The organism is Streptomyces longisporus (assembly GCF_039532765.1).
Taxonomy (GTDB): domain Bacteria; phylum Actinomycetota; class Actinomycetes; order Streptomycetales; family Streptomycetaceae; genus Streptomyces; species Streptomyces longisporus.
In genome coordinates this window covers 121059-136154 of sequence record NZ_BAAASG010000003.1, presented here as the reverse complement: position 1 = coordinate 136154, position 15096 = coordinate 121059, and the positions used below count along the sequence as shown (strand labels likewise).

The following is a 15096-nucleotide window of genomic DNA, read 5'->3' as shown; positions in this document are numbered from 1 at the left end:
CCGCGGGGGCCGGCGCGGGAGCGGGCGCCGCGGGGGCGGCCGGGGCCTGCGCAGCCGGGGCGGCGGGCGCCGCGGGTGCCGGGGATGGGGAGGTCTCTGCGGCCCCCGCGGCCGCAGTACCCGCCGGAGCCGGGGCGGCGGGGGCCCCGGGCTTGTAGTCGGCGAAGAAGTCCCACCAGGCTCGGTCTACCGAATTCGGGTCCTGGAGGTACTGCTGATAGATCTCGTCGACGAGCCACTCGTTGGGGCCGAACGCCGCAGCGGGGTTCTTGCCCGCTTGGTCTGCGTCGGTCGAGATGCTCGAGTTACTGGGGGACTGTGGCGACACGGCGGCAACCGCCCTCTTCCGCTTCACAAGGTGATGGACAGCGGGAATAAAGGCTACGCCCCCAAGACCCGGAAGGTCAGGCCGGGCAGGTTCATCGTCGTGTAAGTCACATCGGAAACCGCGTTTCGGGCCTGGAAATGGCGGGAAACAAACGCGGTTCCGGTACGGAACGAGGGTGACGGGAAAACGCCGAGGCAAGCCCTGCACGCTCAGCGTGCGGGCGTGTGCCTGATCACACGTGTCCGTCGGCGCGGACCGCGGTGGATCTTGAGGCTCCGGTTCGGACTTTACGTCAACTTTGAACGGATGTCTCTCCCGGGAGGGTGACGAGAATCCGGCAGCCCCGCTCGGATTCGGCCACTCCGATCCCGCCACCGTGCAGGTCGACGGCCCAGCGGGCGATCGCGAGGCCCAGCCCCGTACCGCCGTCGCCGCCCTGACCGTTGGAGGCGCCCGCGCCACCCCGGTTGAACCGCTCGAAGACCCGGTGCCACTCCGAGCGCGGAATGCCGGGGCCCTCGTCGAGCACCTCCAGCTCCAGCGACTCCGGCAGCGCGCCGCGCCGCGCCTTCACGGTCACGCGGCCGTGCGGCGGGCTGTGCTTGACCGCGTTGTCGATGAGATTTGCCACTACCTGGTGGATCCGCTCGGGGTCCGCGTGCGCGGTCAGCTCCGGCGGGGACACGTCCAGGTGCAGATGCACGTCCGTGCGGGTGTGGCTGCCGGAGCCGGAGGCGATGCCCGCGCGCGCGGGCACGGCCATGTTGGCCTCCTTCAGCACGCCCGACAGATACGGCCAGACCTCGAAGCGCCGTCTGCGCAGCGGTACGACGCCGTTGTCCAGCCGGGACAGGTCCAGCAGCGTCTCCACCAGCCGGCCGAGCCGCTCGGTCTGCTTCAGGGCCGTACGCATGGTCTCCGGGTCGGCCGGGGAGACACCGTCGACGATGTTCTCCAGCACCGCCCTGAGGCCCGCGATGGGGGTGCGCAGCTCGTGCGAGACGTTCGCCACCAGCTCCTTGCGCTGGCGGTCCTGGGCCTCCAGGTCGTCGGCCATGCGGTTGATCGTCTGCGCCAGGTCGCCGAGCTCGTCACGGCGGTTCTCGCGCACCCTGCGGGTGTAGTCGCCGTGCGAGATGGCCTTGGCGACCGCGTTCATGTCGTCCAGCGGCGCGGTCAGCGAATGGGCCACGAACTGCGTGATCAGCAAGGTGGCGATCATCGAGAAGACCGTGATGAAGCGCAGCTCCGTCGCCGTGCGCATGGCGATCATCATCAGCCCGGTGGTGATCAGGACCGCGATGACGACCAGCGCGCCCAGCTTGGTCTTGATCGAGAACGGGCTCACACCGCCCCAGGGCTCCCCGGGGCTTCTCCGGCCGACCGGATCGCCGCTCATGGCGTCGGGGTCTCCAGCGCGTAGCCCACGCCGTGCACGGTGCGGATCCGCTCGGCGCCGATCTTCCGGCGCAGCGCCTTGATGTGGCTGTCGACCGTACGGGTGCCGGAGGCGTCCGCCCAGTCCCACACCTCGGCCAGCAGCTGCTCGCGGGAGAGCACCGCGCGCGGGGTGTTCGCAAGGCACACCAGCAGGTCGAACTCGGTGGGCGTCAGATGCACGTCCTCGGAGTGCACGCGCACCCGCCGCTGGGCGTGGTCGATCTCCAGCTCGCCGAGGCGCAGGATGCCGCTTCTGGGCGTCGCGGCGGCCAGTGCGGCCCGCTCCACCCGGCGCAGCAGCACATGCACGCGGGCGGCCAGCTCCCGCATGGAGAACGGCTTGGTCATGTAGTCGTCGGCGCCGACGCCGAGCCCGACCAGCATGTCGGTCTCGTCGTCGCGCGCGGTCAGCATCAGCACCGGCACCGGGCGCTGGGCCTGCACACGGCGGCAGACCTCCAGGCCGTCGAAACCCGGCAGCATGATGTCGAGGATCAGCAGGTCGGGCTGCCAGGCCTCGGCGGTGTCGACGGCGGCCGGGCCGTCACCCGCGGTCTGCACGAGGAAACCCTCTGCGCGCAGGCGGGCCGCGATGGCGTCGACGATGGTCGCGTCGTCCTCGACCACCAGGACCCTGCGCTGTGCGCCCGGGGTCGCCGTCGTGCCGTTGTGGGATGTGTGGGTCTGCTCCATCGCCCGCCCCTGAGTTGCTTTCCGGAATCCGTGGGGTGATCCGTTACCTGGCTCATGCCTGCGCATGCTTGCGATTGACGCTTGAATGATCTGCGCCAGAGAAGCAGAGTACGGGGAGTCACCGTCCCACGGCTATCCAGGTCGGACGGCGATGTGCACGACGTCGGGAACGCCACGGGCAACCGGGATCTCTTCGGTACGCACCTGTTGGAACCCGGCATTCCGCAAGGTTTCTTCGAAATCCGGAGAGGGCTGCGCGGACCACACCACCAGGACCCCGCCCGGCTTCAACACCCTTGCGCAGCTTGTCAGTCCGGCGGGTGAGTAGAGATCGTCGTTGCCCTCGGTGACGGTCCACTCGGGGCCGTTGTCGATGTCCAGGCACAGCGCGTCATAAGTGGCGGATGTCTCACGGACGTACGGGATCAGATCCGTTTCCAGGATCTCCGTGCGGGGATCGGCGACCGCCCGGGCCGAGAGAGCGGCGAGGGGGCCGTTCAGGTGCCAGTCGATGATGGCGCGCTCGCGCTCCACGACCGCGATCGCGCCCCAGCGCGGGTCGGCCGCCGCGTGTGCGAGCGAGAAGCCCACACCGAGGCCTCCGATCAGCACGTTCGGCGCCTTGCGGGGGCCCAGGGCGTCGAGCGCGGCGTCCACGAGGAGCCGCTCCGAGCGGCCGTCCGAGGTGTCCATCAGAAAGCAGCCGTTGGCGATGATCTGCAGCAACTCGCCGTGCCGGCGCAGCACGACCTCGCCGTACGGGCCCTCGCGACGGTCCAGGACCACAGGAGTGTCGTAGGTGGCGGTCATGGCTTCATCCTGCACGAACTCGCGTTCACGGCCAGGGGAATTACCGGGGGTGCCGCGCGCCGCTCATGTCACGGCCCCGCGCTCCTTTGGGACGCTGCGCGGGGTGGCCGTACGGCCGCGAATTACCCGTTCGTGGGACGTGAGGACGTGCTGGGTGCGCTGGTACGGCGGACGGGCGAAGACGCGTTCCTCGGCACCCTGCCGCGCCACCGGGCGACACGCGCGGCGCACGCGAAGGAGGTCGGCCTGCTGAGGCCGTAGCAGGACGAAGACTGGAAGCAGGGGTTGTCCTCTGACGCATGAAAAGCATGAGAGGTTGCCGTGAATCGCCTTTCGCGTGGCGTCGGTCACAGACAGGGACCCCTGTGGTTGCGAAGGGTGGGGCGCAACGGAAGGAGCGCCGCAACGTGGAACCCATCGCGACGGCCGACAATGAACCATCGGTCGCGCCCCTTCCCGACGTGTCCGAACTTCTCGACGGTATGCCGCGTCAGCGCGGCGCGGTCACCGTCGCCGTACCGACCGTTCAGGTGCCGCTCCCCGCGGCCCGCGCCCCGCGCCCCTGGCGCCTTCTGCCGACCCCCACCGGTACGCCGTTCACCTTCGCCTACGCGACGGTCCTGGCGTTCACCACGCTGATCGCCACCTACGCCGCCCCGTCGCTCGTCGACGCCCTGCTCCAGGCCTCCAGCACGGACGTCGCACACCTCGTGCAGACGCCCGTGCTGGTGCTGCTCGCCAGCGGACTGTGGATCGCGGGCGGGTTCGCGTCGCCGTACGTGGTCTGCTTCCTGCTCGTCCTGACGGCGCTGGAGCGGCGGCTAGGCGGGGCGCGCACGGCCGTCGTCTTCCTGCTCGGCCATGTCCTGGCCACCCTCGCGACCGAGGTCCCCGTGGGCCTGGCCGTGCTCGTCGGCCACCTCCCCGACAGCTCCCTGCACCGCTTCGACTACGGCATCAGCTTCGGCGTCGCCGCCAGTGTCGGCGCCCTGGCCGGGCTGCTCACGCCCTGGCTGCGCTGGCCGATGCTGGTCCTGTTCGGCGGCATGCTGGTCGAAGACCTGATCGAGTTCACGGACCCGCTGAGCAACTGGGGCCACCTGATCTCCTTGGCCATAGGCATCGCGACCTGGCCGATGATCCGCCGCTGGGTTCGTCTTTTGAGCCCGTCCGGCGTTTGAGGACGAGGCCGTTCAGGCCGAAGCGGGGGTCTGGGGGGCTGCACGCCCCCAGTAAGCGCCCACCTCACCGCCGTGATCGCTGACAGCGAACGCGGCGCCGGGAACATTGGCGGAGCGTCATGCATTGAGTCGGCATAACTCAACTTGACTGCCGGAGGGTAGATCATGGCATCGACGTCCACACCGCTCACCCTGCCCGTGCTGCCGCTCGACGACGAGGTCGTGCTGCCCGGCATGGTGGTGCCGCTGGACCTGAACGACACCGACGTGCGCGCCGCGGTGGAGGCAGCCCAGGCCGCCGCCCGCTCCGAGCCGGGAAAGCCCAAGGTCCTGCTGGTGCCACGCATCGACGGCACGTACCCGGGCACCGGTGTGCTCGGCACCGTCGAGCAGGTCGGCCGGCTCGCCGACGGTGACCCGGGCGCCCTGATCCGCGGCCGCGGCCGCGTGAAGATCGGCGCCGGCACCACCGGCCCGGGTGCGGCGCTGTGGGTCGAGGGGACGAGGATCGACGAGAGCGTGCCCGAGCCGCTGCCCGGTCACGTCACCGAACTGGTCAAGGAGTACAAGGCCCTTGCCACCGCCTGGCTGCGCAAGCGCGGCGCCTGGCAGGTGGTCGACCGGGTGCAGGCCATCGACGACGTCTCCGCCCTTGCCGACAACTCCGGATACTCCCCCTTCCTGACGACCGATCAGAAGATCGAGCTGCTGGAGACCTCCGACCCGGTGGCCCGCCTCAAGCTCGCCACCCAGCATCTGCGCGACCACCTCGCCGAGCAGGACGTCGCCGAGACCATCGCCAAGGACGTCCAGGAGGGCGTCGACAAGCAGCAGCGCGAGTTCCTGCTCCGCCGCCAGCTGGAGGCCGTACGCAAGGAGCTGCGCGAGCTCAACGGCGAGCAGGACGGCGAGGAGTCCGACGACTACCGCGCCCGTGTGGAGGCCGCCGACCTGCCGGAGAAGGTCCGCGAGGCGGCGCTCAAGGAGGTCGACAAGCTGGAGCGGTCCAGCGACCAGTCCCCGGAGGGCTCCTGGATCCGCACCTGGCTGGACACCGTCCTCGAACTCCCCTGGAACGAGCGCACCGAGGACGCGTACGACATCCAGGGCGCCAAGGCGATCCTGGACGCCGAGCACGCCGGCCTGGAGGACGTGAAGGAGCGGATCACCGAGTACCTGGCGGTGCGCAAGCGCCGCAGCGAGCGGGGCCTCGGCGTCGTGGGCGGCCGGCGCGGCGGCGCCGTACTGGCTCTCGTCGGCCCGCCCGGCGTCGGCAAGACCTCGCTCGGCGAGTCCGTCGCGCACGCCATGGGCCGCAAGTTCGTCCGGGTCGCCCTCGGCGGTGTCCGTGACGAGGCGGAGATCCGCGGCCACCGCCGTACGTACGTCGGTGCGCTGCCCGGCCGTGTCGTTCGCGCCATCAAGGAGGCCGGTTCGATGAACCCGGTCGTCCTCCTCGACGAGATCGACAAGGTGGGCTCGGACTTCCGCGGCGACCCCGCGGCCGCCCTCCTGGAGGTCCTGGACCCGGCGCAGAACCACACCTTCCGCGACCACTACCTGGAGGTCGAACTCGACCTGAGCGACGTCGTCTTCCTCGCCACGGCGAACGTCCTGGAGGCCATCCCGGAGGCCCTGCTCGACCGTATGGAGCTGGTCCGCCTGGACGGCTACACCGAGGACGAGAAGGTCGTCATCGCCCGCGACCACCTGCTGCCGCGTCAGCTGGAGCGCGCCGGGCTGCAGTCGGACGAGGTCACCATCGACGAGAGCGCGCTGCGCAAGCTCGCCGGCGAGTACACCCGCGAGGCGGGCGTCCGCACCCTGGAGCGCTCGATCGCCCGGCTGCTCCGCAAGGTCGCGGCGCAGCACGAACTGGGCGACCGCGAGCTGCCGTTCACCATCACGGACGGTGATCTGCGCGGCCTGATCGGACGGCCGCACCACGTGCCCGAGTCCGCCCAGGACCCGGCGGAGCGCCGTACGGCGGTCCCGGGCGTGGCGACGGGTCTCGCGGTCACCGGCGCGGGCGGCGACGTCCTGTTCGTCGAGGCGTCCCTGGCCGATCCCGAGACGGGCGCGGCGGGCCTGACCCTCACCGGCCAGCTGGGTGACGTGATGAAGGAGTCGGCGCAGATCGCGCTGAGCTTCCTGCGCAGCCACGGCGCCGAACTGGAGCTGCCGGTCGCGGACCTGAAGGACCGTGGAGTGCACATCCACTTCCCGGCGGGCGCGGTCCCGAAGGACGGCCCCAGCGCGGGCGTCACGATGACGACGGCCCTGGCGTCCCTCCTGTCCGGGCGCCTGGTCCGCACGGACGTGGCGATGACCGGCGAGGTCTCGCTGACCGGCCGCGTCCTGCCCATCGGCGGAGTGAAGCAGAAGCTGCTCGCCGCGCACCGGGCGGGTGTCACCACGGTGATCATCCCGAAGCGCAACGAAGCCGACCTGGACGACGTCCCCGCGGAGGTGCTGGACAAGCTCGACGTCCACGCCGTGACCGACGTCCGCCAGGTCCTGGAGCTGGCCCTCGCGCCTGCCACGAGCGACGCGAAGCCGGAGGTTCCGGTCGCGGCGTGACGGACGCGATCGGACAGGCAGGGCCCGGGTCCCGTGAGGGAGGCCCGGGCCTTCGCCCGTCGCCCGTACGTACGGACTCAGCCGTTGGCCAGCGCCTGCACCCGATCCAGCGCCCCGTTGAACTTGTCGTGGTCCCCGACGGTCGGGCCGGACGAGGTGTACTGCCACATCGTGTAGTAGGCCCAGCCCGCCGGCAGTGTCCCCACGTCCGACGCATACCGCGCGATCCACAACGGATTGGCGGACGCGAAGCCGCCGTAGTTCCCCGTGCAGTCGCTCCACCAGCTCGTCGCCGTGTAGATCACGGCATCACGGCCCGTGCGCGCCTTGTAGGTGTTCAGGAAGTCGGCGATCCAGCCGACCATCGCGCTCGCCGACTTGCCGTAGCACTCGGCGCCGTACGGGTTCCACTCGATGTCGAGGGTCCCGGGGAGGGTCTTGCCGTCCTTGGACCAGCCGCCGCCGTGGTCGACGAAGTAGTTCGCCTGGGTGGCTCCGCTGGTGGTGTCGGGGGTGGCGAAGTGGTACGCGCCGCGGATCATGCCGACGTTGTACGAGCCGTTGTACTGCTGGGCGAAGTACGGGTTCGTGTAGTACGTCCCCTCGGTCGCCTTGGTGTAGGCCCACTTGACCCCGCTGCTCCACAGCGTCGGCCAGGCGACGTTGCCCTGGTAGCCGGCGACGTCGACGCCCTCCGTCTGGGTGGCGGCGGTGGGGGCGGGGCTGCCGTGCTGCCCGTCGTGGGCGAGGACGCCCATGCCCATGTGGGCGGAGCCGCGCGGCGGCTTGGCCGCGTCGGCCGCGTCGGCCGGGGCGGTGAGGGCAAGGGGGAGGGCGGTGAGCAGGAGCGCGGCGAGGAAGAGGCGCCGGGGGCGGACCGATCCGGGTCTGTGCACGGGCATAGCGTGCCTCCGAGGGCTCGGTGATGCTCGGTGGGGAAGCGCTGCAGCGCCGAGATGCTGTTGCCGTGGGCATGCCGACCGTTTCCTGGTAAGGAAGCTACGCACGTAGAAGAGCGGGTGGGAAGGGGGCCCGGAGTCTGCCGTTGGTCTAGCCCTGCGAAATACTTGTGGAGCTGCGGCAACGACGGGGTCTGGCGGAAACTTTCAGGATCGGGAAAACCGAGGCAGGGGCTGACGTGCACGAAGGCGGAAACGGGGACGAGCACCGGCACCCGTCCCAGACGGCACCGGGCGGCGCGGACCATGAGTACCTGTCCCTGGAGCGCGAACTCACGGTTCTGCTGCGACGCGCCCGGGCCAGCCAGGGCGAGATGGCCCGCGAGGTCCACCCCGACCTGGAGTCCGCCGCGTACGGCCTCCTCGTACGCCTGGACGAGCACGACCGGCTGCGCGCCACCGAACTCGCCGCCTACATCGGCGTGGGCAAGGCCACCATGTCCCGCCAGCTGCGCGCCCTGGAGGACCTGGGCCTGGTCGCCCGCGAACCCGACCCGGCGGACGGGCGCGCCTGGCTCGTCCACCTCACCGAGGAGGGACACCGCCGGGTGACCAAGGTCCGCGACGCCCGGCGGGCGCGCTACGTGAGCCAGCTGGCCCACTGGGACCGCCGCGAGGTGGCGGAACTGGCGCGGTTGCTGGGGGAGTTGAACCGAGGAATGGAGAAGTAGGCCTCGCCCGGCTGCCTTCAGACGCCGGTGCAGCCTTCCGGGTGAGGCGCAGGGTGGCCTCGGCGCCTCCGTCGGGGTGATTGTGGAGGTGAGGCAGCGCCGCGAAGTCGTGCCTGGCCGGCCGCGCTTCAGGCGTCGGCGGCGCTACCCCCCGACGAATGTCACCGTCCGTGCCAGATCGGCTCCGAAGCGTGCCGTGGAGAAGGTCGCCAAGCTGCAGGGCAAGATCCGGCGCCAGCGCCTCGACCACGCGCACAAGACCGCGCTCAGCCTGGTCCGTGAGCACGGCTTCATCGCGTACGAAGACCTCAAGATCCGCAACATGACCAAGGCCCCTGCCCCGAAGCCCGACCCCGGCCGGCCTGGCAGCTTCCTGCCTGACGGGGCCGGCTCGAAGGCAGGGTTGAACCGCTCGATCGCCGATGCCGGATGGGGGGGTGTTTCTCGCGATCCTGAACGCCAAGGCTGAAAGCGCCGGACGGGAAGTGATGGCCGTAGACCCCCGCAACACCTCTCGGCGGTGCCCCGAATGCGGGCACACCGCCAAGGAGAACCGGCCCACACAGGAAAAGTTCCGCTGCGTCTCGTGCGGCCACATCGCGCACGCGGACACAGTGGGAGCAATCAACGTTCTACGGGCCGGGCTGGTCCGTCGCGAAGCCCAACCGGCATGGCGAGAAGCCACCCCTTTAGGGGGTGGAGGAGTCACGAAGGAGTTCTACGGCGAGTTGCGGCGCCGCCGCGAGGGTGCGGGGCTCTCAGTCCGGGCTCGGAGACCTGCTGTACTGCTGGCGGAGGGCTACGGACCATGAACCGCAGCAACGGGGACGGCGGCGCGTGCGTCGAGGTAGCCGACGGCCTCCCCGGCCTCCTCCCCGTCCGGGACAGCAAGGTTCAGGCAGGCCCGGTCCTGATCGTGTCCGCCGGCGCCTGGACGGCGTTCATACGCAACGCCGTCAAGTAGCCCACCGGCTCACAACTCCACGTACACGACCGTCGCATCGTCGTGCGTCTTGCTGCGCCGCAGATACCTCCGCTCCTCCGCATCGGCCCGCTCCAGCATCCGTACCCGGTCGACCAGCGCCTGTGCCCCCTCCTTCCGTACAAAGCGGAAGCAGTCCGCCCAGTCGCCCTCCCGGAACTTCTCCACCCACCGGGTGGCGCCGTCCGTCAGCGCGGCCAGGGCCCGCACGTCGCCTCGCGGCAGCACGCCCGTCACCGCCCGCGCCGCCACGGCCGGATCCGCGGCGGCCGTATAGAAGCCGCCCTCCTTGTTCCGGACCGTCGAGTCCACGATGGCGTCCGTCGCCAGGGACGAGCGAGGCAGCCGGGACAGACGGTCGTCCAGAAGGGACGTGACCGCGCCCTCCGGTGACTCCACCAGCAGGGCCGAGTCCGACAGGACCAGGTACTCCAGCGTCTCCACGCCCCACCGGGCCACAACCACCGTTGCCTGTGGGGTACGTGGGTGAGAAAGGTCACAAGTGGCGGCATGGGCCTCGGCCGTACGTGTGATGGCCCGGGCCAGCGCCTCCTGCAGCGGAACATCCGGGAGGGAAACGGTCAGTTCGGTCAGGGCTCCGCCGAGGCGGGACGTGTACCAGGGGACCGAATGCAGACAGCCCGTCCCGTCCCGCGGTGGCGTCACCCCGTCCAGGACGACGAGGGTCCCGCCCTGGCCGGACGCCGGGAGCGTGGCCGCGGCGAAGTCCTCGTTGGGGTAGGTGGGATCACCCGGCTCCGAAACAAGTTCCGTATGCATTCGGCCAGTCTGCACGACGTCTTCACAAGGTTCGCCAAAGCCTGGCAACGGTCGCAGAATTGACGCACTCGCGCAGGTCAGGCGCCCTGTTTGGGGTGGAATCCGTGGTTCCGGGAAGCCGTGGCGGCGAATACTGCCACCGCCCGGCGCGGACGTCCAACCGGCCTGCCGAATACGAGCCCTGAACGCTTCCCAGGAACTTGCTCGCCAACTCCCCTCCGATGTTCACTCCTTCGGGTGGCGGGTCAGGTGATGCTCGTCCACTGCCCACCGGCACTGGGAGGGTCGGCACCGTACTGGGCGTACGTAGAGTCGACGTCAGTTGACGGAGCGTCACACCCGGGCCCATGAGTACCACGAGTCAGGATTGCGAGCACCGGTGCACAAGACGCGGCCTCGTCGCACAGGCAAGCAGACGGACCCCGCAGCGGGCGTGGAGCACACGTCCGGCAGCACCGGCACCACCACCGGCAAGGGCCGGCCCACGCATGTGCGCAATCGGCTCGTCGTCGCCGTGGCCGTGGTGGCCGCCGCGATAGCCGGGGCCGGTGTCCCTTCCGTTCTCACCGCCTCCGCGCAGCTCAGCGACTCCCAAGACCTGGTGACGCTCGCCGGACAGACCCAGAACGCGCTCGCCCTGGCCCATTCGCTCGCCGACGAGCGGGACGAGGTGACCTCCTACATCGCCGCCGGGCGGCCCAAGTCCAAGGCGCCCTCCGAGCAGCGCAGCGCCCGCGTCGACCGGCAGGTCGAGGAGCTGCAGCAGGACACCGACACCCCCGCCGCCCTCCGCGGCGACCTCGACGGCATCGCCGCGCTGCGCCGCTCCGCGCTCACCGGCAAGAGCGACGCCCTGCAGACCCACGACGCGTACTCCGCCGCCATCACCGAACTGCACGGGCTCGCCGAGCAGCTGGCGCAGCGGATGCCTCCAAGGGCCGGCTCGGGCGCCTACGCCCTCGCCGAGCTGGACACGGCCGTGCAGCAGGCCGCCGCCGCCCGCGGCCTGCTCCTGGCAGCGCTCAACGTGCCCAGCACTCCCCAGACGGTCATCAGCCCGGTCACCGGACTGCCGACCACGGTCACCTCCTCCTCCGCAGCCGACACCAAGCAGCGCAACGCGCTGACCGCCGCCGCCCAGCAGGCCCGGCTGCGCTCCGACGCGGCCCTCGCCGACTTCCACGACACGGCGACCAAGGCCGCCCGGACGTCGTACGACTCCACGGTCACCGGACCCGAGGTCAACTCCGCCGAGAAGTACCTGGCCAGGCTCACCGACCGGCCGACGCTCTCCGAATCCGAACTCGGCACCAGCGCCTCGAAGGTCGACGCAGCGCTCTCCGCCCGTATCGACGCGATGCGCGGCGCGGAGTCCGCCCTCTACGACCGCCGCACCAAGGACCTGGCCCAGCTGCGCGACGACGACGTCAGCGCGCTGGAGCTGCGTATCGCCGTCCTCGGCGCCCTGATGCTGCTCGCCGTCGGCATCGCCACGGCCATGGCCCGCAGCCTCACCCGGCCGCTCTCCGTGCTGCGCCGCGGCTCGGCCCGGCTCGCCGAGGCGGCGGACCCCACCGCCGAGGAACCCGTCACCTTCACAGGCCGCAACGACGAGTTCGCGCAGGTCGTCCGCTCCGTCAACGCCCTGCACGCGCACGCCGCCGCCCTGAGCGAGCGCATCGTCACCCTGGAGGCCGACCGCAAGCACCTGGTCGGCCAGCGCCAGAAGATGGCGGACGCCCGCGAGGAGCTGCGCGCCGAACTCGACGAGTCCGCCGCCCAGTTGGCGCGGCTGCGGGAGAGCATCGGCGGCACGTTCGTGAACCTCTCCCTGCGCACCCTCGGCCTGGTCGAGCGCCAGCTCGCCGTCATCGAGAGCCTGGAGGAGCGCGAACAGGACCCCGAGCGCCTCGCCACGCTCTTCAAGCTCGACCACTTCGCGACGGTCATGCGCCGCCACAGCGAGAACCTCCTGGTGCTCGCCGGCACCGAGCACGTCCAGCAGAGCGCGCATCCCGTCCCGCTCGTCGACGTCGTGCGCGCCGCGGTCAGCGAGATCGAGCGCTACGAGCGCGTCCGCATCGCCGTGCTGCCGCCGCACGCACACGTGGCGGGCTTCGCCGCGGACGACCTCTCCCACCTGCTGGCCGAACTGATGGAGAACGCCACCTCGTTCTCCCCGCCGGACCTGCCCGTCGAGGTCTCCGGCTGGCTCCTGGAGAACGGTGAGGTCATGCTCTCCGTCCAGGACGAGGGCATCGGCATGACCGCCGACCGCCTGACCCGCCTCAACGCCCGCCTCGCCGAGTTCGACCCCGAGTCCCCCTACGACCAGGAGGGCGAGGAGGGCCTGGGCCTCGGCCTCTACGTCGTCGCCCGCCTCGCCCACCGCCACGGCGTCCGCGTCCAGCTGCGTGAACAGAAGCAGGGCGGCATCGCGGCGGTGGTGGTCCTCCCGAACCCCCTGCTGGCGGCGGCCCCCTCAGCCGCGGTCCCGTCGTCGACCTCCCCGACCACCGGCGGCACGCTCACCTTCTCCCTCCCGGGCGCGGACGCGGAGGCCAACTCCAACGAACTCCACGCCCGCCAGAAGCCGACGGACCCGCTGGTGGCCCTGGCGGAGAAGGCGCTCCAGCAGGAGACACCGTCCGAGACCACGATGGAACTCCTGATTCCGGCGCAGGCGACGGACCCGGAGCAGGAGCAGACCCACGACGAGCCCGAGGCCGCCGACGGCGGGGAACCCCCACAGGGGCCGCCCGCACCCGACGACGAGGGGGAAACGCGTGGTGCGGGTGGGGCCACATCCGTCGATGGCGAAACCGAGACGGAACACGAACGCGCCGAGGACGAGCAGCTCACGGACAAGGGCCTCCCCAAACGCACCCCCAAGATCACCGCCCCGGCCGCGCCCCCGGCGCAACGCCCCCGCACCGTAGACGCGGAAGCCCTCCGCCGACGACTCGGCGGCTTCCGTACCGGCGCCCAGGCCGGCTACCGCGCCGTGGAGGCGGAGATCGCCGAACAGACCGCCCAGAACCAGATGCCGGGCACCGCACCAGCCGTATCCGAAGAAACCACGGGGGGCACTGTCGAGGAGGCAAGCAGTTGACCGCGCCCAGTACCTTCGGACTGAGCAGTGAAGCACGCAATCTGCACTGGCTGCTGACGAACCTGGTCGAGGAGGTGCCGGGCATCCAGTCAGTGGCGGTGGTCTCCTCGGACGGCCTGCTCCTGCTCTCCTCCGACCCCGGCCGCAACGACGAGGCCCGCCAGTCCCGAGGCGCCAGGCCCACGGGCCCCCGGGGCTCCTCCGCCGACCTCGCCACCATCGTCTCCGGCATCGGCAGCCTCACCATCGGCGCGGCCAGGCTGATGGACTCCGGCCCCGTGAAGCACACCATGGTCGCGATGGAGGAGGGCAGCCTGTTCGTGATGTCGATCAGCGACGGCAGCCTCCTCGGCGTGCACGGCTCCGCGGACTGCGACATGAGCGTGGTGGCGTACCACATGGCCCTGTTCGTGGGCCGCGCCGGCCATGTCCTGACCCCGGAACTCCGCAGCGAGCTACGAAAATCCCTGGAGTCGGAGTCCGCCGGGAGCCACCGATGAGCAGTTCGCCCAAGAAGCTTCCCGTCCGCGGCGGCGACCGCAAGCCGGCCCGAGTGCGTCCCTACTCGCTCACCGGCGGCCGTACCCGCTTCGGCCACGTCCTCCTCGTGGAGACGTTCGTGGCGGCGCTGGATGCTCCCGAGGAGCGCAGGGAACTGACGAACGGTTCCCTCAGCACCCGGGTCATGCCCGAGATGCAGGCCATCGTCGAACTGTGCCGCCGTATGCGCACGGTGGCCGAGATCGCAGCACTGCTGAAGATGCCGCTGGGCGTGGTCCGCGTGCTGCTCAGCGACCTCGCGGACCAGGGCAGGATCCGCGTGTACGGAACAGGTACCGGTCACGGCACGGGCCGCCCGGACCGCGCTCTGCTGGAAAGGGTGCTGAGTGGACTCCGTCGCCTTTAGAGACACCGCCTTCGCGGACCCCGACGAGGACCTGAAGTCCTGGCAGACGGACCGCACCCGTGCCCCGATCGCGACGAAGATAGTCGTGGCGGGCGGTTTCGGCGTCGGCAAGACCACCCTGGTCACCGCCGTCTCGGAGATCACGCCCCTGCAGACCGAGGCGCTGATGACCGAGGCGAGCGAGGAGACCGACGACCTCACCGCCACACCGGGCAAGCTGACCACCACCGTGGCCATGGACTTCGGCCGTCTCACGCTCGACGACGACCTGGTGCTCTATCTGTTCGGCACGCCGGGCCAGCAGCGGTTCTGGTTCATGTGGGACGACCTGGTGCGCGGTGCGATCGGCGCGGTCGTCATGGCCGACACCCGTCGCCTCAAGGACTGCTTCCCCGCGCTCGACTACTTCGAGAGCTGCGGACTGCCGTATGTCGTCGCCGTCAACCACTTCGACGGCAGCGAGCTGTTCGAACCGGAGGACGTGCGGGAGGCGTTGACGATCCCCGCGCACATACCTGTAATGATCATGGACGCGCGCCGCCGGATCTCGGTGATCGAGACCCTGCTGTCCCTGGTGGGCCACGCGCTGGACGTCACCCCCGAGTAGCCCCCGGCAGCCCCCGCGCCGTCCCGAGCCGTCCCCGAGTAGGAGA

15 protein-coding genes and 1 pseudogene are annotated in these 15096 nt (G+C 70.6%); 10 read left to right on the top strand and 6 right to left on the bottom strand.

The window, feature by feature from the left end; all coding sequences use genetic code 11:
- From ABD355_RS06745 to ABD355_RS06730, 4 genes are all read right to left on the bottom strand, one after another.
- The coding region (locus ABD355_RS06745; protein ID WP_344399164.1) for a 2-oxoglutarate dehydrogenase E1 subunit family protein at positions 1–328 on the bottom strand (328 nt) is incomplete at its 3' end.
- Between the two features lie 292 nt (positions 329–620).
- Entirely contained in the window at positions 621–1727 is a 1107-nt protein-coding gene (locus tag ABD355_RS06740; protein WP_344399163.1) for a HAMP domain-containing sensor histidine kinase, read from the bottom strand.
- The gene (locus ABD355_RS06735) at positions 1724–2461 is read right to left on the bottom strand and encodes a response regulator transcription factor (protein ID WP_123967420.1); all 738 of its coding nucleotides are present in this window, start codon (positions 2459–2461) and stop codon (positions 1724–1726) included. Before ABD355_RS06735 ends, ABD355_RS06740 begins: the two co-directional genes overlap by 4 nt.
- A 132-nt stretch (positions 2462–2593) precedes the next feature.
- The gene (locus tag ABD355_RS06730) at positions 2594–3271 is read right to left on the bottom strand and encodes a spermidine synthase family protein (RefSeq protein ID WP_344399162.1); all 678 of its coding nucleotides are present in this window, start codon (positions 3269–3271) and stop codon (positions 2594–2596) included.
- Positions 3272–3403: 132 nt separating this feature from the next.
- Here ABD355_RS06730 and ABD355_RS06725 point away from each other — a divergent pair, with 132 nt between their 5' ends.
- The 3 genes from ABD355_RS06725 to lon all read left to right on the top strand — a co-directional run bounded on the left by ABD355_RS06725 (position 3404) and on the right by lon (position 7032).
- Complete coding sequence (locus ABD355_RS06725; protein WP_344399161.1) at positions 3404–3532, top strand: hypothetical protein; 129 nt, start codon at positions 3404–3406, stop codon at positions 3530–3532.
- 146 nt (positions 3533–3678) lie between these two features.
- Positions 3679–4452, top strand: a complete 774-nt coding sequence (locus ABD355_RS06720; protein ID WP_344399159.1) for a rhomboid-like protein — start codon at positions 3679–3681, stop codon at positions 4450–4452.
- 165 nt (positions 4453–4617) lie between these two features.
- The gene (gene lon, locus ABD355_RS06715; protein ID WP_344399158.1) at positions 4618–7032 is read left to right on the top strand and encodes an endopeptidase La; all 2415 of its coding nucleotides are present in this window, start codon (positions 4618–4620) and stop codon (positions 7030–7032) included.
- A gap of 77 nt (positions 7033–7109) precedes the next feature.
- Here the strand turns inward: lon and ABD355_RS06710 are convergent, their stop codons facing one another.
- Complete coding sequence (locus ABD355_RS06710; protein WP_344399157.1) at positions 7110–7934, bottom strand: lysozyme; 825 nt, start codon at positions 7932–7934, stop codon at positions 7110–7112.
- Between the two features lie 236 nt (positions 7935–8170).
- Between ABD355_RS06710 and ABD355_RS06705 the strand changes: the two genes are divergently transcribed.
- The 3 genes and pseudogenes from ABD355_RS06705 (at position 8171) to ABD355_RS06695 (ending at position 9626) form a co-directional block, all read left to right on the top strand.
- The gene (locus ABD355_RS06705; protein ID WP_344399156.1) at positions 8171–8662 is read left to right on the top strand and encodes a MarR family winged helix-turn-helix transcriptional regulator; all 492 of its coding nucleotides are present in this window, start codon (positions 8171–8173) and stop codon (positions 8660–8662) included.
- A 130-nt stretch (positions 8663–8792) separates the two neighbouring features.
- Positions 8793–9333 (top strand): annotated as a pseudogene (locus tag ABD355_RS06700) (RNA-guided endonuclease InsQ/TnpB family protein); the annotation flags it as partial.
- Between the two features lie 137 nt (positions 9334–9470).
- Entirely contained in the window at positions 9471–9626 is a 156-nt protein-coding gene (locus ABD355_RS06695; protein ID WP_344399155.1) for a DUF397 domain-containing protein, read from the top strand.
- Between the two features lie 9 nt (positions 9627–9635).
- Here the strand turns inward: ABD355_RS06695 and ABD355_RS06690 are convergent, their stop codons facing one another.
- A complete protein-coding gene (locus tag ABD355_RS06690) occupies positions 9636–10424 on the bottom strand; it encodes a protein phosphatase 2C domain-containing protein (protein ID WP_344399154.1) in 789 nt (262 codons plus the stop codon).
- A 379-nt stretch (positions 10425–10803) separates the two neighbouring features.
- On the opposite strand from ABD355_RS06690, the gene ABD355_RS06685 reads away from it, so the two are divergent.
- From ABD355_RS06685 to ABD355_RS06670, 4 genes are read left to right on the top strand one after another with little or no spacing between them, the layout of a single operon-like run.
- Complete coding sequence (locus tag ABD355_RS06685; protein ID WP_344399153.1) at positions 10804–13536, top strand: sensor histidine kinase; 2733 nt, start codon at positions 10804–10806, stop codon at positions 13534–13536.
- Entirely contained in the window at positions 13533–14036 is a 504-nt protein-coding gene (locus tag ABD355_RS06680) for a roadblock/LC7 domain-containing protein (RefSeq protein WP_344399152.1), read from the top strand. Before ABD355_RS06685 ends, ABD355_RS06680 begins: the two co-directional genes overlap by 4 nt.
- Entirely contained in the window at positions 14033–14443 is a 411-nt protein-coding gene (locus tag ABD355_RS06675) for a DUF742 domain-containing protein (RefSeq protein ID WP_344399151.1), read from the top strand. Before ABD355_RS06680 ends, ABD355_RS06675 begins: the two co-directional genes overlap by 4 nt.
- Positions 14424–15050, top strand: a complete 627-nt coding sequence (locus tag ABD355_RS06670) for a GTP-binding protein (RefSeq protein WP_344399150.1) — start codon at positions 14424–14426, stop codon at positions 15048–15050. The genes ABD355_RS06675 and ABD355_RS06670 overlap by 20 nt, the downstream gene beginning before the upstream one ends.
- The last annotated feature ends 46 nt before the right edge of the window (positions 15051–15096 follow it).